6 protein-coding genes and 1 pseudogene are annotated in these 22,010 nt (G+C 37.9%); 2 read left to right on the top strand and 5 right to left on the bottom strand.

All coding sequences use genetic code 11. The features are described from left to right. Nucleotides 1-20 precede the first annotated feature (20 nt). Both ACWGOQ_RS18470 and ACWGOQ_RS18465 read right to left on the bottom strand, forming a co-directional pair. The gene (locus ACWGOQ_RS18470) at nucleotides 21-1,655 is read right to left on the bottom strand and encodes a LysM peptidoglycan-binding domain-containing protein (protein WP_452055871.1); all 1,635 of its coding nucleotides are present in this window, start codon (nucleotides 1,653-1,655) and stop codon (nucleotides 21-23) included. A gap of 244 nt (nucleotides 1,656-1,899) precedes the next feature. Beyond that, entirely contained in the window at nucleotides 1,900-3,087 is a 1,188-nt protein-coding gene (locus ACWGOQ_RS18465; protein WP_452055872.1) for a phosphoglycerate kinase, read from the bottom strand. Nucleotides 3,088-3,292: 205 nt separating this feature from the next. Between ACWGOQ_RS18465 and ACWGOQ_RS18460 the strand changes: the two genes are divergently transcribed. Together ACWGOQ_RS18460 and ACWGOQ_RS18455 are read left to right on the top strand one after the other, a co-directional pair. Then, the gene (locus ACWGOQ_RS18460; RefSeq protein ID WP_452055873.1) at nucleotides 3,293-4,447 is read left to right on the top strand and encodes a DNA polymerase III subunit; all 1,155 of its coding nucleotides are present in this window, start codon (nucleotides 3,293-3,295) and stop codon (nucleotides 4,445-4,447) included. Nucleotides 4,448-4,530: 83 nt separating this feature from the next. Continuing rightward, complete coding sequence (locus ACWGOQ_RS18455) at nucleotides 4,531-4,929, top strand: DoxX family protein (RefSeq protein WP_452055874.1); 399 nt, start codon at nucleotides 4,531-4,533, stop codon at nucleotides 4,927-4,929. A 39-nt stretch (nucleotides 4,930-4,968) separates the two neighbouring features. On the opposite strand, the gene ACWGOQ_RS18450 is transcribed toward ACWGOQ_RS18455, so the two are convergent. From ACWGOQ_RS18450 to ACWGOQ_RS18440, 3 genes and pseudogenes are all read right to left on the bottom strand, one after another. Then, nucleotides 4,969-5,925, bottom strand: coding sequence for a PorP/SprF family type IX secretion system membrane protein (locus tag ACWGOQ_RS18450; RefSeq protein WP_452055875.1), 957 nt, complete (start codon nucleotides 5,923-5,925; stop codon nucleotides 4,969-4,971). A gap of 26 nt (nucleotides 5,926-5,951) precedes the next feature. Continuing rightward, nucleotides 5,952-20,840: a T9SS type B sorting domain-containing protein gene (locus ACWGOQ_RS18445; protein WP_452055876.1), complete on the bottom strand. Its 14,889-nt coding sequence runs from the start codon at nucleotides 20,838-20,840 to the stop codon at nucleotides 5,952-5,954. A 54-nt stretch (nucleotides 20,841-20,894) separates the two neighbouring features. Next, nucleotides 20,895-22,010 (bottom strand): annotated as a pseudogene (locus ACWGOQ_RS18440) (hypothetical protein); the annotation flags it as partial.

The following is a 22,010-nucleotide window of genomic DNA, read 5'->3' as shown; positions in this document are numbered from 1 at the left end:
TCTTACAAATATATAACCAACTATGACTTTGACAATTTCAACTTCATACCAGGTTTGATTCCGCTACCGCTTATATTATTCCAACTTCTTAAGTTTTCAATAGAGACTCCCTTAAACTTTTGTGAAATGCTCCATAAGGTATCACCTGATTTTACCGTGTATGTTTCCGAACTTCCTACGTTGGTACTTGCTACAGCTTTTTGGGTTGCTTTTTTCTTTGGCGTTCTGTTAACAACCGGACGACGTGGATAGATAGTTAATCGTTGTCCGATCCTGAGGTTATTGCTTCGCAACCCGTTCCACCTTTTTATCTGACTTACACGTACTCCGTATCTTCTTGCTATTTTACCTAAGAAATCTCCGCTTCGCACACGATAACGAATTTTATCATTTGCTTCGAAAAACTTTGGGAGTGGTTTTTCTCTTTTATTAAATTCTTCCTGCGCCAATGCATATATTTGATTTTCGTTGGTTACAAATTTACCCACCTGATCGAGTGGCAGGCGCAACACATAATTTTCATCTTTAATAAAGGGAATAATGTCTAGTTTATACGAAGGGTTTAAAAACTGTAATTCTTCCATATTTATATCCATTACTTCAGAAACTTGATCCAAGGTGATCATCTGTTTTACTTTTATCGTATCTGTTTCGAAATATGCAAATTCTGGTCTTCTGGGTTTAAACCCATGTTCTTCTGCATATTCAAATATGTACATCGTTGCTAAAAATGCAGGTAAATATCCTGCGGTCTCTCTTGGTAGGTTTTGACGTATATTCCAATAATTGGTGTATCCTCCACTGCGTCTGATTGCTTTAGTCACGTTTCCTGGTCCTGAGTTATATGATGCCAGCGCCAGATCCCAATCGCCAAATACACGGTATAAACTTGCTAGATATTTGCAAGCTGCCTGCGTAGCCATAATAGGATCCATACGTTCGTCTACATAAGAACTTACTTCTAATCCAAACATTTTTCCGGTTCCAAACATAAACTGCCATAAACCCGTAGCTCCTACTCTGGATTTAGCTCTTGGTTTTAATGCAGATTCTACGATTGCCAAATACTTTATTTCTAATGGAATATTTTGGTTGTCAAGTTCTTGTTCAAACAGCGGAAAGTAAAACTCACTTAAGGCCATTAGTCTTTCTAAGTGCTCGTGGCGATTCTTGAGATAATTTTTAATTACACTTTCTAATGAAGGGTTATATTCTACATTAAATGGTGTGCGTGCATTGAGCTCTGCTAATCTTGCCTTTAGCGTATCTGTAGGAAGGTCGACATACTCAACCGGTTCGTATTCTAATTCTGTAACTGATTTATGAATGGTATCAAAAAGACCTGAATTATATAATTCTTGTTTCCAGATCGCATCTAATTCTGCCATTTTTGGATAATCTTGCACGGCATACATCACACTATCCTTCGCACTTGTCTTTGTAAAGGTTGTTGTTCTTAATTCACTGACGGTATTAACGATCTTGGTTGTATCAATTACCTGAACGGTATCTTTTTGTAATGTTACTTGTTTATCCAGCACTAATGTTCTGGAAGTTTTCGTTTTTTGGCTTACGGGTAACGGGATAGTATCCTGAGCTTGCAATGTAGCCAGACAGAAAACAAAACTAAGACAGAACCAACAATTTTTAATCATTTTCGGATATTCTTTATCATTTCTCAAACTAACGGATATTTTAGGGTGATTCGTACGATGCTTCTACAAGTTATCAACAACACCGTTGCGAAAATCGCATTTTTTTTCTAAAATCCAAAAAATCAATAAGTTAAAAACATAAAAAAATCAGTCTAAATGACTGATTTTTAATAACTTTTGTATTTATTAAGGTTTTTCTTACAGAAAATTACATCTTTTGTTAATAACACATCATCTTAAATAATTAATTTTCAATAGCAGCAATACCTGGAAGCGTTTTTCCTTCCAAACTTTCTAACATCGCTCCTCCACCCGTAGAGACGTAGCTTACCTTGTCTCCAAATCCAAACTGTTTTACTGCTGCTACCGAATCTCCACCTCCTACAAGTGAGAATGCTCCTTTTTCTGTTGCTTCTGCGATAGCGTGTCCTAATGTTATGGTTCCGTTTGCAAAGTTTTCCATCTCAAAAACTCCAAGAGGTCCGTTCCAAAGTATAGTTTTGGAATTCAATATCACTTCACGAAAACTCTTTAAGGTTTCGGGTCCGGCATCTAAACCCTGCCATCCGTCAGGGATCGCATCTACACTCATTGCTTTTGTATTAGCGTTATTATCAAAAGCGTCCGCCCCTATTACATCTACAGGTAGATGAATTTGTACTCCTTTTTCTTTTGCCTTCTTTAAAATCTCTAGAGCTAATTCTTGCTTATCATCCTCGCATATAGAATCGCCTATTTGACCTCCTTGTGCTTTAATAAAGGTATATGTCATTCCTCCTCCTATGATCAGGTGGTCTACTTTATCTAAAATATTTTCTATAATCGTAATTTTAGAAGATACTTTAGATCCTCCTAAAACGGCTGTAACAGGTTTTTCTCCACTGCTTAGAACTTTATCAATACTTTCAATTTCTTTTGCTAATAAGCTTCCAAAACATTTGTTTTCAGGAAAGAACTTTGCTACGATTGTCGTAGATGCGTGTGCTCTATGTGCTGTACCAAAAGCATCGTTTATATAGATGTCCCCAAGTTTGGATAATTGCTCTGCAAAATCACTATCTCCTGCAGTTTCTTCTTTATGGAATCTTAGATTTTCTAATAATAATACTTCACCTGGGTTTAATTGTGCCACAGCTTCTTCTGCCTCTTGACCAACACAATCAGTTACAAATTTTATTTGTACCCCAATTACATCTGCTACTTTTTCTATAATGTGATTCAATGAAAATTCATCCTGAACGCCCTTCGGACGACCTAAATGAGACATTAAAACAGCGCTTCCTCCATCTTCTAGTACTTTGATAATTGTTGGTTTCGCCGCCTGGATTCTGGTATCATCAGTAACCTTAAAATTTTCGTCTAATGGAACATTAAAATCTACTCGAATTAATGCTTTTTTATTTTCAAAATTGAAATCGTTGATTGTCTTCATCGGATTGGATTGATTTATCGCAAACGAAAATAATTTTATTTCGTCAAAAACATCGAAAACAATTGGAAAAAATGCTGAATTTTTACGTTAAAGTTTCACTTTTATCGATTTTTAGCAAAAAGGTCGTTTTCAATGAAAAAATCATATTCTTGAGATATCTAAACTCCTCCCTTCATTTTATGTATGATTAAATTATATTTGCGCTATGCTTTTTTCAGAAATTTTAGGGCTCACACATATCAAAAGTTATTTGACTAACAGCGTAGCACGTGGTCGTGTTCCACACGCACAACTTTTTGTGGGACCTAATGGTAGTGGTACTTTACCAATGGCTATAGCATATGCTCAGTATATTTTATGTCAAAATAAAGATGGTGAGAACAGCGGAGGCATTCAATCGTGTAATGCAAAATTCAATCATCTGGCACATCCCGATTTACATTTTGCATATCCTGTTGCCACGAATGATAAAGTGAAAAAGCATCCAACTGCCAATCACTTTGCCGAAGAATGGCGAACTTTTGTAAAAGAGAATCCTTATGGAAGTATTTTTGATTGGTATCTTTTATTAGGTATCGAGAAAAAGCAAGGGCAGATAGGTGTAGATGAAGCGTTGGATGTTGTTAAAAAATTATCTTTAAAAAGTTATGAAGGTGGTTATAAAGTAATGCTTATCTGGATGGCTAATAAAATGAACATGGCCGCTTCTAACAAGCTGCTCAAACTTATCGAAGAACCACCCGAGAAGACCGTTTTTATTTTGATTTCCGAGGACGAAGAGCAACTGATACAAACGATACGATCTCGATGTCAGGTTTTGCATTTCCCACCTTTAGGAGAACAAGTAATCAAAGATGCTATAAAAGCATCAGAAGGTGTTTCTGATGCAGAAGCTTTGAAGATTGCGCACCAAGCCAATGGTGATTATAGCAAGGCATTACATTTATTACACCACGATGGTGGCGATGAGCAATTCGAAAACTGGTTCATACAGTGGATTCGAACAGCTTTTAGAGCTAAAGGGAATAAATCGGCTGTTAATGATTTAATCAATTGGAGTGAATCTATAGCTGGTTCTGGAAGAGAAACACAAAAGAAGTTTCTAAACTATTGTCTTGATTTTTTCAGACAAGCTTTATTATTAAACTACGGTGCTGAAGATCTCGTATTTTTAGAGCCGAAAACCAATGGTTTTGAGTTGCAAAATTTTGCGCCTTTTATTCACGGTGCAAACATCATAGATATCAGTAATGAAATTCAGGATGCTATTTATCATATAGAGCGTAATGGTAATGCAAAAATTATTCTAACCGACTTGTCTATCAAACTGACTCGATTACTTCATAAAAAGGCTCTATAAGCTTTTATACTTACTGTTTTTTATTCTTATTCTTTATTACGACTTTTAGAAATCGTTATTCGTTCAAAACTAAATTCGACTTTATGGATAATTTTATGACTCATCTTGTCCCGATTACAATCTTACTATTTTTATTAATTACTTTTTTACAATCTGGTATTGATAAATTCACTGATTGGAAAGGGAATCTAAGTTGGTTAAAGGATCATTTTTCTGCAACATTTTTAGGCAATATAGTCCCGCTCCTTTTAGGAACAATCTTGATTATCGAAATCATCACTGCTATATTCTGCATTATGGGTATCTATCATTTAATAGCAGATAATCATACAGGATTTGCAGTTGGTGCTATGTTTTCTGCTTGTGTTACTTTGCTTATGCTTCTTTTTGGACAGCGAGTTGCCAAAGATTACCAAGGAGCATTGACTATTACTTGTTACTTTATAGTAGCTATATTTGGCTTGTATACCTTAAACTTATAAGAAAAAGAGCACTATTATAGTGCTCTTTTTCTTATAAGTTTAATATGTACATCCACATTTACTTTGTCGACAACCAAAGTCTATGCCTAAAGTAATCATATGGGATCCTGCAGCGTTACTGGCATCAAATACTTCATTGACATTTACCTGATATCCATATGCTACATAAAAGTTAGACTTCTTAATACCAATCATGGGAGATACAGAAAGTGGCTTAAAATCTTGATCAACCAACGATCGAAGACTTATACCTGCCCAATAGTAATCTCCTCTGTGTAACTTTCTTACTTTTATATTTAAATCTGCGGTACTTCTTCCATCTCCTGCAAAATTCTGATATAACATAGATGGTTCTATCTCAATATTACTAAAACGATCGTAAAAAGTGTAGCCAGAATACACATAGTAATTCTGTATTGAAGCGGGCTCTGTTGGGTTGAAATCATCTATTTCCTTACGTAATAAGTTTACCGCATTCGCACTTAAGAAGAATCTTCCTAAACGATACAATACCCCAATATCAAAATTAGAATTATTTACGGTAATATTTTCTAATGACTGACTGGGTGGTTGATTAGGATCTCCATCATTAAACTCTGAAGTATCGATACCAAACTGTGTAAACTTATAGCTAATACCAAAAGATAAATATTGGTTAGTGTACTCGTTTAAAGTAAGGTGATGCGCAAAGGATAGCTGAACACCCTTTTGCGTTGTAAATCCGTTCTGATCATTAAATAGAATAGCGCCTACACCCGAGCGGTCCGATATACGTCCATCTATCGAAATAGACTGGGTGCCGGGAGCATCAGCAATATCCACCCATTGCTCGAATCCTGAAGCACGAACCTGCCAGCAATCACCAATTCCGGCATAAGCACTCGAAATTAAATATGGATTATCTGCAATGTATTGGTTTTGAACCGGTGCAAAAAACTCCTGACCATAACTTCGTTTGCTTGCTATAGTTGTTAATACAACTATAGCTATTATCATATGTTTTGTGTACGTTCTCATACTTATTATCTGTATAAAGTAAAGTGACCTGTAAACTCTCTGTTATCAATATCATTCAGGATAATGGTAAACCAATAATCTCCTGATGGCAATTCACTTCCCTGATAGATTCCGTCCCAACCTTGCTGCTCTCCAACAAACTCAGCTAATAATCTACCGTATCTATCAAAGACTCTTACTTCCATATCACTAAAGAAGAAAGGATCACTGCCAGGGTTAGCACTATCTTGTCTTGGATACCAGTAATCGTTTGTACCATCACTATCCGGAGTAAAGTAGTTTGGAATAACAATATTAATATATGTTAATTCCTGTGATGCAGTTATTGGACAATCATTAAAACTATTATCAACTACTCTTAGTGCATACTCTGCAGTTTCATCAATAGAAAAAACATTTGTATCCAATTCTCTATAATCCGCATCGGTTAAATCATTAATTGTCAAACCATCTGGAATAATCGCAACAAAATATGTGTAATTACTATTATATGGTTCAGTACCTCCAACTCTTATTTCATATTCATTTGGATCCTGAGGATTATTGGTCATAATTGCTATAGGTGGAAGCAAAGGATCATATACCTCAATGGTAATCAACCCTGCATCAAATACACATCCTGTAGGCGTGTAGGTCATCGTACCTTGATATTCCCCTGGTTGTACTATAAATGTTGGCGAAAGGCTATCACCCGGGCTCACGCCTCCATCTGTTGAAACTAAGTTATAAATGATATCTGTATCTACAGAATCCTCACCTAACACAAAATCTATATAGTATACTGGTGGTTGACTCACAGTGCCGTCCGCGTTATAAATAGGACAGTCTGCCCTTGGAATCATAACACCATTAAGAATCGCTCCTTCAGGAATGTCTACTGGTAAATTAATTCTACAATTATTAGCGTCTCTTACAAATATAGTAGTCGTTCCTCCAGGAAGATCCATGTAGGTGAGTACCCCTTCTACAAAATCCGAATCATTATTCGTAATATTTGTTGAATATGGTGGAGTACCACCTGTGATTTCAATTGTCACTGCTCCATCACTATCTCCAAAACAAGTTTCTGGGGTTACTGCTCCAACAATATTAGCCATTAACTGCTCTGGTTCTCCTATAGTTACATCATATACCTGACCACAACCATTAGAGTCCTGTGCAAACACCTGATATACTCCAGGAACCAGATTCGTAAACGTATGCTGATTAAGCACATTGTCTGACTCATCATTAAAGAATTGGCCAGGATCCGTACTTATTGCAAATGAATATGATCCTGTTCCTCCTGCTGCAAATACTATAATCGAACCATTGTCCTCTCCAAAACAAACTACATTTGTTACCTCTGGAGGAATTTCTTCAAACAATGGAGGATTTACTATAGTAAAGTTTCTTGGAGTAGAACATCCTCTATCTGATTCTACTAGGTATGTATAATCACCAGGTGGTAAGTCTGTAAACTGACTTTCTGCCTGGAATAATCCAGCGCCTGGCAATACCACACCAGTCGTATTATTTGTTAATTGGAATCTATAATCACCTATTCCACCTGTAATGTTCCCAAGGTTCACTATTCCTGAAGCTTCATCAGTACAATTTACATTAGCTGCACTTAGGTCTAAATCAAATGTAATTTGATCGATTGGCACAACAGGCACAGGAGCAGACAATTGAGATCTACATCCATTAACATCAATCACATAAAACTGATACTCTCCTTCTGCTAAACCTGTAAAGGTAAATGTAGCAGTATTCGTCGTGAACACAGTTTCTACAGGGTTAAGGTCATCAGTTACATTTACAAGAACGTGGCTTTCAATTGGGAAATCTCCATTACCCGTCACCGTAACATCGACTGTATCAATAGCACAAGTAACTTCAGTTGCATTATCGATAACCACCGTTACTTCATTTGGTTCGGTAATATCAATTGTATTAGATCCTGCACAACCATAAATATCATATACATTAATGATATACGTATTCGCTGTTAGGAAATTAAACACATTTGATGTTTGTATTGCACTTTCTACTCCTCCACTAGGTGTTATTGTGTAAACAAATGGTACATCTGTACCCGTAGCGTTAACTGTAATACTGCCGTCAGCAGCTCCAAAACAGCTAATATTTGTAGGTGTTAAAGCTACAACTACATCATCTGCGGGAGGATTGATCACGAATGTATCAGTATCTGAACAACTAAATAATCCATTATTATCGATTACTGTTACTTCATAAGTATCCGCCGTTAATCCTTCAAACAAACCATCGGTATTTGTTTCCAATATAGTGGCCGGAGCACTTGCCCTTGCAATTTGATACGTAACGGTTCCTCTCGCTCCTGTAACACTTGCTTGAATCGCACCATTAGCAGCCGGATCACAAAACTCTGTGTCGTTTATTGCTGTCAATATTAAATCTACCGGAGTAGCAGGACCAAGAATCGTAAACACAGCACTATCTGTACATAGTGGAGCGTTTAACTCTGTAAAGTCAATTCTATAATTACCTGTTGTCAATCCATCAGGAGCTGGAGGTACGATAAACGTATCCGCCGTATTTACATCTCCGTCAGTAGTTAAGTTTGTTACAGAAGTGTAAACAACAACCTCTGGTGTAACACCTATATCCACAATTTGATAGCTTAGATCTCCTGCATATCCTTCGATAGTAACTACTGCCTGACCGTCAGCATCACCAAAACAACTTTCTGGTGTTTGCTGTGTAGCTGTAGAGATGATATTATCAAATTGCTGAATCTCATGACTTACAGTAATTGTACAACCCGTTGTCTGATCTGTAATTTCAAATATATACACGCCAACATTAGGTAATGTAAATAACGCACCTGTTTCTGTTTGTGGTGTTGCGCCGATATCATTTGTTCCAAATGGTACGCCAGTTACGGATAATCCTGTACCTGTAGTTTCCACAAAATCATATAATCCAGTAGAAATTCCTTCTACAGTTACCAATACATCCTCTGCTACAACACAACTAATAGGTGTGTTTACCGTAACCAGTGGGTTGGTCATTACTGGGAATGGTCCTACTGATTCGGTAATAGTTACCGGAGATGTGTTACAGCCATTAAAATCTGTAACCGTAATCACATAATTACCTTCTTCATCAGCAACAAACTCATATTGCACACCTGCAGCTGTAGCATCCGCATCAACTACATCAACTGCAGTAACCGTATTTCCTGAAGGTGTTGTATAAATTACTGTATATGGTGCTGTACCATCCTGAATTGTAACTGTAATTATAGGGAATACCTCACTGTTATCTGCAGCACAACTATATGCTGTTTGAGCAGCTGTTGCCACAACCTGAGTTGCATTAGGAACTGTTACTAAAGCTTGACCAGAACAATCTCTATCCGAAGTCACTATAGCAACATAATTTCCTGTTGGTAAATTAGTAAACACAGGGTTATCAATTTGATCAACTCCTATTTGAGCTCCTGGAACACCTCCTCCTGTATCTACAAATAATTGATAAGTATAAGGAGCGTCGTCAGTGATAGGGTTAGTTAGTACAACTGTTACTACTCCATCAGTAGCTCCAATACAAGAAACCGCTGTTGCAGAAGCTGTAATTATAGGGTCTACCGGTACCGGTAATGTAGGTACATCTATAGTGATTGAACAAGGTGCTGTTATTGCAGGAATATTTATATCAGTAATTGTAACCGTATATGTTCCTGCTGAAATATTAGTGAACACATTTTCAGTTCCTGTTGCACCGTTTTGAGAAATGTTTACAGGATTACCTGCACTGTCTGTTCCAGTTAACACAAATGTAAAGTTAACAGGGTTGGTACCGAAATCAGAACCACCCGTAACTGTCACTGTAATCGTTCCATCAAAATCTCTACACGTTGGATCTGCAGTGAAATCTGCTGAAGCGATTAACTCTGGTAGAATCGTGATTGATTCCACATTAGTTGGACAACCGTTTTCATCATACGCAGTCACTGTATATGTTCCTGGTGTAGATACTGTAAATATGTGAGAATTTAATCCATTATTGGCATCAACAATGGTTCCACCATCTAACTGGAATCTCAATGCTCCAGTACCACCAGTAACATTACTTGTTCCCGTGGCAGTGATTTCATAACTACCGTCGTGTGTACAAACATCATCAACTGTTAATGGATCTAATGTAGGGTCTGCCGTTTCTATGACATCTACAGACAGCGAAGCTGGATTTGAGGTACAACTATTGGCATCCGTAACCGTAATGGTATAAGTAATTCCTGGAGCAGGCCCACCTGGTAATGAGAAGTCACCAGTATTGTTTGTAAACACCGGATTAACACCATCATCGGCAGTAAATGTATAAGGAGCTGTTCCTCCTGTTGCTTCTACAACTACTCTACCGTCAGAAGTACAATATGCATTATCATTAGAAACTAAAGCCAATGTTAACTCTGTTGGCTGCGTAATAGTAACCACATTCGAATCATCATCACAAGTAGAAACTGGATCTGTAATTGAAACCTGGATATTTCCAGCTTCCAGACCTGTTATTGTAATTGGGTTTTGAACAGTGGTGTCAGCACCGAATGGCCCTGTAACCGTTGCGGTTGTGGTATTCGTTACCGTATAATTATAAGGTCCCGTGTGACCCGTTACGGTAAGCTCAATATTACCTGTAGCATCACCAAAGCATAATATATCTGGTGCGATTACAACAATATTAGCTTCAATAGTATCATACGGCAACACTTCATACGGTGCTGTATCAATAGTACAACCTGTTGCCTGATCTGTCACTCTAAAAATATAGTTTCCTACACCTGGTAAGAAAAATGAAGCACTCGTTGTGGTAGCACCACCCGAAGCAACATTATTTTGTGGTGGCACGGCTCCGTTAATTTCTACAAAATCGTATGGACCAGTTCCTCCTGTAACGGTTACTGTTACCTCTTCGGTATTCGTAGCACAATCAATAGGAGTAACTTGATTTATAACAGCATCCGTCATGATTGGGAATGCTGGGATATTATATGGTGCTAATGGATTAGGACAATTATTGCTGTCGTAAAGAGTAAATGTATAATTTCCCGCTTCATTAGCTATGATCTGAATACCATTTGCCGGATTACCGTCAATATCAATACTATTAGCATCAACCGGTCCAACAGTATTACCTGATGGATCAATATATTCAATTCTGTATGGTGCTCCCGAACCTCCTGCAAAAGTATCTATAGTAATTACTGGGAAGTTTTCTGTAGTGCCATCGGCAGCACAAGTATATGCTGTGTTTGTAATAGTTGCCGTTGCTAAGGTTGGATTAGCAATAATATAATCTTCAGTATCTGTACAAATTACACTCAACGAACCATTTGGTTTGGTAGCTGTAACTTCGACCGTATAAGTACCAATACCTAATCCGGTGAAAACTGGACTAGATTGAATAGGTCTTAATGCCGGACCAGCAATAATTTCATATTGATAGGTTACCGCTGGATCAGCATCTGTCGATCCTGCTGTTAATGTTGCAGTAATTACTCCGTCTGTATCACCCACACACGTAACCAACGTGGTCGCCGGTACCAGAACTGGTGGTGTTGGAGCATCTATACTAACTGGCGCAGAGAATGAACAGCCTGGTGCAACACCTCTACCGTCATCAGTAGCAACTACTATGTAATTTCCAGCTGCTACTCCTGTATAAATACCTGTAGCATCTCCTGTTGTATTTCCTGTAGGAGTTCCTGTTCCATCCTGAAGTACATAGGTTAACGTACCTTGAACTACTCCAGAATTAACTGTAGTTGTAATCACACCATCTGCATTTTCACAGGTTGGTGCGGTAGTGAATTCAGCTACTATCACTAGTTCGTCATACACAGTAACAGATGTAGAAACCGTACATCCAGATTCATCGGTTATAGAGATTGTATACGTACCAGGTGTTGAAACAGTAAATTCATGATTGTTATTATCAATACTACCGACAACAGCTGTTCCACCATCTAATTGATATAAAAGTGTTCCTAAACCAGTGCCATCCACATCAATAATATTGCTGTTATCATAAGTACAGTCATCTATAAACGCAGCTGTAACAGTAGGTAATGGGTTTACTACAACCATAACATCAATAGGTCCGAAACTGCAATTATTAGCATCAGCCACCCAAATATCAAAATCGCCAGCAACAATGCCTAAGTCAATGACGTTGCTGTTCAATGTATATGTTCCTGGATCACCTGCTCCATCAGCCACTACTTCATACGTATATCCATCTGCAGTAGGTGGTATTCCGAACGGAGTTCCTCCCGTAGTCTGTAATGTTACAAAAGCATTTGTACCACAGCTATTTGCTGGTGTTTGTGCTGTAATAGCTGAATCCAAAGGATCTGGAATATCAATTACGAAATCCGCTCTAGTAGGGCATAAAGTTCCATCATCTTCTCTGACCACAACATAATATTGACCAGGAGAGAAATTTGAAATAGTAACAGGAATAGTCGCGGGGCTTGCTGCCGGTGCAGTACCAGTATAAGCCACTCCTAATGTTACATTAGTGATTTGATCAAAAACTTCCCATGAAACTTGAGTTACAGAAGGATCGTATCCTGATATATCAAAACTAATTTCACCATCATTTACTGCAGGAGTTTCATTACATGAAACATCGGAAACCGTCAAATTAGTAATATTTGGTTCTGAAGGTGGAGAAACGGGATTAACTACTTCTTGATATAAACAATTAGTTGCATTGTCCCTAACCTCTAAGATATAAGTTCTGTTAAAATCAAGTCCTGAATAAGTGTGATCTCTAATTGGAGTATTAGCATCTACCGCAGTTGGTCCACCCACACTATCATCAAGAGGTACAAAGTCTCCAAGACCCGGAGATGGTTCTCCAACAATTCTTATATCAAATCCAGGTGGTGGATTAGCAGGTGGGTTAATACCCGAACCTCCTTGTACATCAATTTCGAAAGTAACTCCACCCGGACAGGTAGCAGAAACTGTAATATTCTGCAAAAGATCATTTGGTGGTGAGAATATGTTAAATGGACCAAATTCTTGATCGCAACCATTAGCATCTTCAACTATTATATAATATTGTCCAAAATCCAAACCATCAAAACTTACGTTAGTACCAGTAGTTACTGGATTAGGTGTAGCTACATCAGTAGCTGCAAATACAAAAGGTCTAGTGAATAAGTCTTCGGCTCTAACTAAATTGTATGTATAGTTAGCAGTTCCTCCTGCAATTTCTAAATCAATAGACCCCAAGTCGGTCACTGTTGCTGATCCACCACAAGTTACAGGAGTTTCAACTCTATTAACTTCGGTAATTGGATCCGGAGCGATTATATCAACTGTACCAGTATACAAACAACCTCTGCTGCTTCTCACTGTATAAGCATAGGATCCTTCTGCAAGATTCGCAAAAGAAATTTGCGTTCCCGTTATCGTTACAAACGTTCCTGTATTTTGGAAATCAATTTCGTATGGTGTTTCTGTACCTGTTACAGTTATTATCGCCGTTCCTAATTCACCATCACAATCCACATTCACATTAGGTGAAGTTATTGTAGGAGCTACAGGATTGCTAACTGTGAAAGGTGATGTTGTAAACGAACAACCTCTATCATCAGTTACTACAAACTCATAAGTACCAGCTCCCAAAGTTGCCACATAATTTGCAAAAGGTGCAGTGCCATTGGTAATATGATTTACAGGAGCACCACCATTAAAAATTACATCAATATCATAAGGAGTGTATCCTCCGTTTACAACAAAAGAGAACTCAGCGTCAACAGGGTTTCCTAAAGCGTCACAAGTAATGTCTGCAACTTGTGTAGCAACTAGTTCTACTGCCGGTTCTATTGTTTGAGTTGGTAATACAACGAAACATCCATTACTATCAGTTACTGTGATTACATAATCACCCGGCTGTGTCAAGTCTGGTGTGGTAGTAAAAGTAGTTGCCGCTCCAACATTTGTATCTGGTATTACCACTACACCATTTCTAGTTACGTTATAAATATAATCAGGAGTACCTGTATTTGTTCCATCTATAATAATTGTAAAACTAATTGCACCATCGTCCAAACAGAAATCAGAAGCAGCATCTATGGTTGCATCAATTGGTGTAGGATCAGCAACAATAACTGTATCACTTGCAGTACAAGACTCTGCATCCACAACATTAACAGTATATGTGTCAGCAGTTGCTACGGTAAATACATTACTCGTTTGTGGTCCTGCTACTGGCGTACCACCACTATCAACTAATGTATACTGATATCCTCCATTACCACCTGTTACGGTAACTGTAATAGTTGCATTCTGTACACATGTTAGATCTGTAGTAACTGCAGCATTCACGGTTAATACCGCTGGATCTGTTAATGTAATTGTCGCTGGTGCAGTACATAATGTAGTTTCATCTCTAACTTCGATCACATAAGAGCCAGCACCAAGACTACCAAGGTTTGTAGTTGCTACATTCGTTGGAGCCGATATGGGTCCGCTGTTAACCCTATATGTATACGTAGTCGATGTTAAATCAATACCAGAAACTGTAAATGAGATTTCCCCATCAGTAGCTCCATTACACGAAGGTTCTGAAACTACAGTTCCATTTACGGCGATGAAATCTATTACTGGTACAGTAAAATCTTCTGTATACACACAACCATCAGAATCTGTTCTTGCTAAAAATGTATATGTAGTTCCGGAAGTTAATCCTGTAAATACATTTGAAGCCTGTGGTCCTACTGTGATTGGAGCAGTAATTTCATATTGAACTGCACTTGTTCCGTCTAATGTAGGTGTAATAGTGACATCTGCCTCTAATGCTGGACATTGTACTTGTGTGGCAGCAAAAGATAGATCTGTAACTTGTACCAACGGATCAATAGTAATCGGCGCTAAAGAAACAGGACAAGCAATAGTATTTGCTCCTCTTACCTGTATTGTGTATGTACCATCAGTTAATCCCGTAAACACTGGAGACGCTTGCCAATTAATTCCGTCGATACTATATTCTAAAGGTGGAGTTGCATCTCCATTACTTGATATAGTGGCTGTAATTTCACCTAAAATTGGTGTCGTACTTGATCCAGAACCATCACAGCTATAGTCTTGTGTAATTGCAACAGTTCCTGTAGGGGCAACTGGCGCTACAATATCAACACTATTGGTAGTTATGGTACAAACACCTGTGCCATCAGTAACATCCACTGTATATCCGGTTCCTACTGGTATGTTATTAAAAGTAACTGTTGTATCGCCTGTAGGTCCAATAATTGTTCCATTGAGGTCGTAGGTAAAAGGTCCATCTCCTGTTCCTATTGTAACAGTTATAGATCCATCATCGCCAGGGCAATCAGGATTTGTTTCTGCTGCTGTTGCCGTAACAGCTGTATATGCGGTTATTGTTACTGGGTTAGAAAATGCAGAACATCCAAGATCATCAGTTACCTGAACTAGATAATCTCCTGGTGTTCCAATATTATGTGTTGACGTAATATTAGCCTGAGACAATGTCGGTGGTGTTCCTGTAGTATAAAGGTCATATTGCGTGTATGTCCCACTACCACCAGATGCGATAAATGAAATCACAGCATCACCGTTACAATCTATATCCTTATCAAGATTAGTTGTAATAGTTATCTCAGGATTTATTGTAAAATTCAATGTACCTGTAGTACACTGTGTATTTGTGTTTCTAACAAAGACTGTGTAATTACCGGGGGCTAAATTGTCTATTTCGAAAGTATTTGCAGGCGCACCCAAGAAAGTGACTGCGACTGGGGTTTCTGGTCCCGCTCCTCTATCTAATATATATTCAAATGGCCCTAAAGGAGGGTTAATTCCTGGGGTAATTGTAATCCATTGTGTTGCTTGATCAGTACCATCAAAACAAGGATCTCCTCCTGTTGCTAACGCAATAGTTGGTGAAGCCGACTCTATAATATCTTCAGTAGCATTCACTTCACAAGCTGTAGCAGGATCATTTCCATCTCTAACAAAGACAGTATATGTATCTACCGCTAATCCTGTAAATATATTGCTGGTATTAGGATAATCTACGATCACATTACCACCGCTATCAACTAATCTGTATTGATAATTTCCTCTTCCACCAGTGGCAGTTACCGTAATGGTTCCTGTATTGGCACTACAATCTGTTTCTGTTGCTGTGGTTGTAAAAGTTAAAGCAGAGGGTTCAGTTATTGTAACAGAAGCAGTATCACCACACGCAGAGGTAGTTGTAATACTAGTATCGGTAACAGTTATGTCATAATCACCAGCAGGTAAATTGTTTACTGTAACTGTTGTTGGATCAGTACCTGTTTCAGAACCAGATCCAACCGTAGCTCCTCCAGCGTCCGTTACTACCCAATCAAAATCAGTAGTATTAGTAACTGTAAAGTTAAGGGAACCATCATTATCACCATTACATATTACTGGGCTTGCTTCGACAGCACTCGTAATATCGATTTCAGGAAGTATATCTCTTATGAAACCCTCACTATAAGAACATTGATTGTCTGATCGTACTGCAGTAAATGTATAACTAGTTCCTCTGTCTAGAACAAACACTCCAGTAGTTGCATCACCTGAAACTGGTGCGGGAACTACACTATATGTATACGTTGGGCCTACAGGAACTGCACTTACTGTTACTTCTAAAGTTTGTGCACTACAGTCTGTAGAATTTTCTACAATGTTTAAATCATTAACCGTAGCTAAAGGTGCTACTGTAACATCTCTGGAAATAGGACACGTATTTCCTGTATTCTGATTCGCTATATAAACCGTATAACCTCCCGCTGTAGCGACTGCTATATCCACTGGGAAAGTAGTGATATTAGTAAAACCACCTGTTGGGCTAAAACTCCACGCATAACTGCCGGAACCTCCTGTAACAGATGTTATTCTTATAATGGCATCTTCATTACCCACTTCACACGATAATTCCTTTTCTAAGGTAACAGTTGCATCTATGGCATCTTCTGAGTTGATCGCATAGTCCCCTTGAATGACTGGACAAATAGTTGCTGGAGTCGTTCCTGGAGGTGTGGTGTTGTTATGAGATACTCTGATTTTGTAACAATCAAAATCTGTAACATTTGTAAAGGTTACATCCCTAAGAGGGCTATTAATTTGACCAACCACTGTATAGGTAGTATCTGTTACAGCACAAGTAGCCGTAGTCAATAGTTCATATAGATAATCTCTTCCTGTAACTTGTGGAGAAACCTCTACTCGTATCTGTCCAGCATCACCGGGACACACTGGATCCGTTGGTGTAACGGCATCAATTACTATAGGCTCATATGGATTAATATTATCTATGCTTACTTCAATCACACAAGCAGGTTCACCAACAGGTACATTTTGGTCGCTTACAAAGAATGTATATGTTGCAGTAGGATCTGCAGGAATTGGAATTTCGAAAACATTATTCGACTGAAAATTACCGCCACTGTCAGCATATAAATAACTACCGGATCCACTTGTAACATTAATTTGTACTAATGCACCTGTATCACAAGTTTCGGGGGCTAATAAAACTGCTTCTGCCTCAAAAGGAATAGCAGGGTTTATAGTTACCGAAGTACTAAAAATACATTCTGGTGCCGGTCTGTTAGAGATAACCTCTACAGAATATGTTCCTGGAGGAAGATTATTTTGTGTATAGTTTCCATTATTTGCGCTGCTATTTGGTATAACAATAGGGTTTGTTAAGGTTGGACCGTCTATAGTATATTCGTATTCTGGCGAACCTGCTGTTACAGCTATTACAATACTACCAAATCCAGTACCATTATCGTCATTAATACAACTAGGGTCTGATGATGTAACGCTAAACGTAGGATCAATAGAAGGCACATTAATAGTTGCGGTATATTCACAACCAGGAAACGTTGTATCAATGGCATATACCGTAACATCACCTGGAGTAGAAATCGCAAAAATACCCGTCGTATTTGTGTATGGTCCTCCTGGAGTTAAGCTAAAGGCAAAATTGTTAGGAACATTAGTTACTGTTACACTACCATCGTTGCCACACTCAATAGGATTCATGGTTAACTGAGGCTGATAATCATTCTTAAATACACTGAAATAAAATGGTATAATACATCCACCATCAAACTCTGCAAGAATTCTATAATCACCTGCTTCTGAAACTGTATAATCTGGAGTGTCACCACCGGTAACTTCTACCCAATTAGCATCTGTACAATTACCATCTAATAAAGAACAAGGGTCATTAGGGTCTAATACACAAGATCCTGATGGACTTAGCCGTTGCCAGGAAATATCGTCTAAGCTAGACGGATCAAAATTTGTTTCTAATAATAATGACTGGTCTCCACATAACAAAATTTGTGGAATAGGAAGTCCACTACAATCCTCTGTCACTACGGTCGTTCCATTAACATAATCCAACACAGGGTTTGTAATGTCTCTAAAGTCTTCTACCGTAAACTCTTCTGTAAGTGACATACACGAAGGATCGACACCATCAGTATCTTCCTTAAGTACAGTATAAGTACCAGATTGAGGATTTGGTACGTTAAAAAAGTTAACGGTTGTTACTACAGGTGTAGCAATCCCAGGACCTGACCACGTATATTGATTATAGCCAGTACCAGCTACTAATAATAGCTCATCATTACAAAAAGTAACATCTAATTGACAAGCTGGAACATTTACTAAAACATTCGAAGCTTCTCCATCTGTATTACCACAAACACCTAACTCATTACTACTTAAGGTACTACCAAGCGTACCGGATACTGCTCCAGTATATGTAGCAGTCGCAGTATTTTGTATAATATCCGAACAAGCATCCCGCAGATCCTCACATGTACTAACTAGTTCTGCTCTAAATCTTATGAATATGGGAGCATCTCCCGGTGTTCCATCATTAGGCGTTTCTACCAAACTAGCAGGAATATAAAATTCGATTACTCCTGGTGATACTTCCGTAAAAGTAACGCCTGGTGGTAAGGTAGCAGTTTCGACACTGAGCAAATTGGTGTTGGGAGGCAAAATATCTGTAATAACTATTGTACCATCAACTAAATCCTCATTACCAACATTTTCAATTTCCAAATCATAAAATAGTTGATCTCCCAGTTCTACATTTCCTCCTGTAATCTCTGTAGTACCATCAGTATCATATATTCGCTTTATAATTCTTAGTTCCGGTTCTATAATTGTAACAGAAAATGCATTAAAAAACACGCTATATCTATCACCTTCGGTAAACAATCTAAAGGTGGCGTCGGTTTGATTATTACCTATTAATAAATTATTGTCATTGTTCAGATCAAAGAGATCCGCATCAAACCCCATGGTGTTTTCAGAATCCGGATTCCGATCTGTTATATGCTGATGATCAAAAGAAATTGTACTTGCAAAAAAGTTATTTGTAGGATTAACATCATTATTAGCATTGTTACCTTGACCCAATGCTGTATAATTATTGGCTGTATTTAATACTTGTAAAGCATCACCTCTAAGACCTCTATCACCTTCTAGTCCCGCAGAACCAAAACGCACATCTACAGGTTGATTACCTTGTAACGTAGTAAATCCAGAAAAGGTATAGTCTTCTGGCGCGCCTCCATTAAAAATCTGAACATAACCATCAGAGGTAGCTATATACTTAGCACTTTCTAGAGGGTCTTCATATATCACTACCAAAAACCATCCGCCACAAGCACCATCACTACCATCTGTTTGTCCATTGGTAGCATTCATATCTGCCAACGTGTAGGTTCCAAATGGATTATCTTGATCAATTAAACTCGTTACCTCAGAATAACAAACATATTGCACTTCATCATTAGCCCTGTTACTGTTGTTCGTTGACGTGTTTCTATATCCATCCCAAACAACGCTGCTGGCCGTTACATCTATATAAGAACCACCTGGAACTTTAAACTTTATATTTCTAAAATCAGCAGGTCCGTCTTTTCTTGGATCCGTAAGAGGCAGTCCTGTTTCTTGATCATCATCTTCTGTAGATAACGTACCCAATACTACATTGGTTTCTGCCTGCAATAAAGGTATTAAATCTCCATTATTAACATTAGCATTACTGATATCATTGTTCCCTATAGAAACCGATGGAATATTGATGGCAGGACCATTACCTGTCATTCTCGGTAAAAGACCATTATTATGTACAATCACAACCCCGACAGCTCCAGCGTTCTGAGCATTTACCACTTTTTCTCTTATCGAACAACTACCAGTATTACTAATCACCGCGATATTGCCGGCTAATTGTGCTCCATTGGTAATACCACATCCACTTACTGGTTGAGCAACCACCATATATGATGTTACCGGACTAAATTTTATGTCTGAGTTATCATTATCAAATTCTGAATTTCTAACTGTATATTCTTGGGCTAGTCTTCCATTATTAATAATTAGAACAGTATTTGTATCACTATTTGATCCTATTTCGTCATCATTGAAATCATTAACATTATTAGTTCTAGCCATATAGTAGTTGGCAGACCAATACAACCCAGCATAGACAATCGAACTACAAGATTCTCTGGTCTGATTGTTATATATTCTTAAATCTGCTTCACTAGAGCTAAACGTAGAGTTATCATTATCCACATCAATAAATGCTGTCGTATAAGGACCATTGTTACCAGTAAAAAGATCGAAAGGAGCGTTCGGATCATAGTCTACACCATTTCTTTCTAATACACCAACAATATCGTTACCTGTCATTAGGATATTACCTCTAATATTATCACGAGTTTCTCTTGGTGTAAAAGGAACTAATTCCTGTGCACTTATATTGCTTATGGTACCGATAACAATTAACATTATTAACAGTACAGCTTTTTTTGGGGATATTGTTTTCATAAGCTGCTTTATTTGAGTTGCGTTATTCATTCTAACATTTTTTTGGGGTGCTTACTACTGTATTTTTAAAATATAAAGATCACCATCATATGTATTATTAACATTAGAGAACAGGCTTTGCTTTGCTTGGTCTAATGTGTCGAATCTATCTAAATAGACATATATGTAATTATCCTTAGGATTCCTGAAAAACTTAGGTTCTAATCCTTCTGACTTAAGTCTTTCCATTCCTCTTTCAAAATAATTCTCTCTTTTAAAGATATTGGTAATCAAATAGTAACCATTTTCTATGTTGTGACCTCCTATATACGATAAGCTTTCGGTCAAAACGGTATCATCCTTTACAGTATCCTTTATTAATCTGGATTCTTGTACTAATCGCTTTAAGGATTCCACTCTACTCTTAGCTATATGTAATATCCACATATCACCAAAGTATTTGTTTCCTAAATTATTTAAATAGTTCTCAGCAGCTTCCGTTTTATCAGCATAGTATTGAATTGATACATATTGGAACTGATTTTCTGGGTTTAAGATTATTTGAGCATCATTAAAGCCTAAATCCTTCAACTTATTCGTAAAGCTATCTGCGTATGTTCCTCCTCTAAATACATTCCCAATTAAATAATATCCTTCAGGGTATCCAGGGATAAATTTAGTTGCGTATTTAGCTTCAGGTCTTGTTGCTTCTGCAAACTTTATAAATCTGTTTTTAGAAGTTAATCTTTTTGAACTCGTAGGATCACTATCATTTTTTACTTCCTCAGCTTCATTACTCATATTCACTAAAGACTCTAAGAGTTTATTAAACTCTCTTTTATCCAAGTTCTGTGAAGAAGTTAACAAAGAATCTCTTGATGCAATTAATTTATCGGTAATTCTACTGCTATTATCCAGTTCCCTCTGTATCTGATCAAGGTCTTCACTACTTTCTTCTACTGCTTCGGCTTCCTGACGTAATCTCTCTTCTTCTGCTAATCTTGCCGCCTCGGCTTCCTCAGCTAATCTGGCTGCTTCCGCCTCCTGACGTAATCTCTCTTCTTCTGCCAATCTTGCTGCTTCGGCTTCCTCAGCTAATCTGGCTGCTTCCGCTTCCTGACGTAATCTCTCTTCTTCTGCCAATCTTGCTGCTTCGGCTTCCTCAGCTAATCTGGCTGCTTCCGCTTCCTG

The sequence above is a fragment of the Aquimarina ulvae genome, assembly GCF_053613295.3.
The sequence above is the reverse complement of the archived record's forward strand: the minus strand, read 5'-3'. Positions and strand labels throughout refer to the sequence as shown.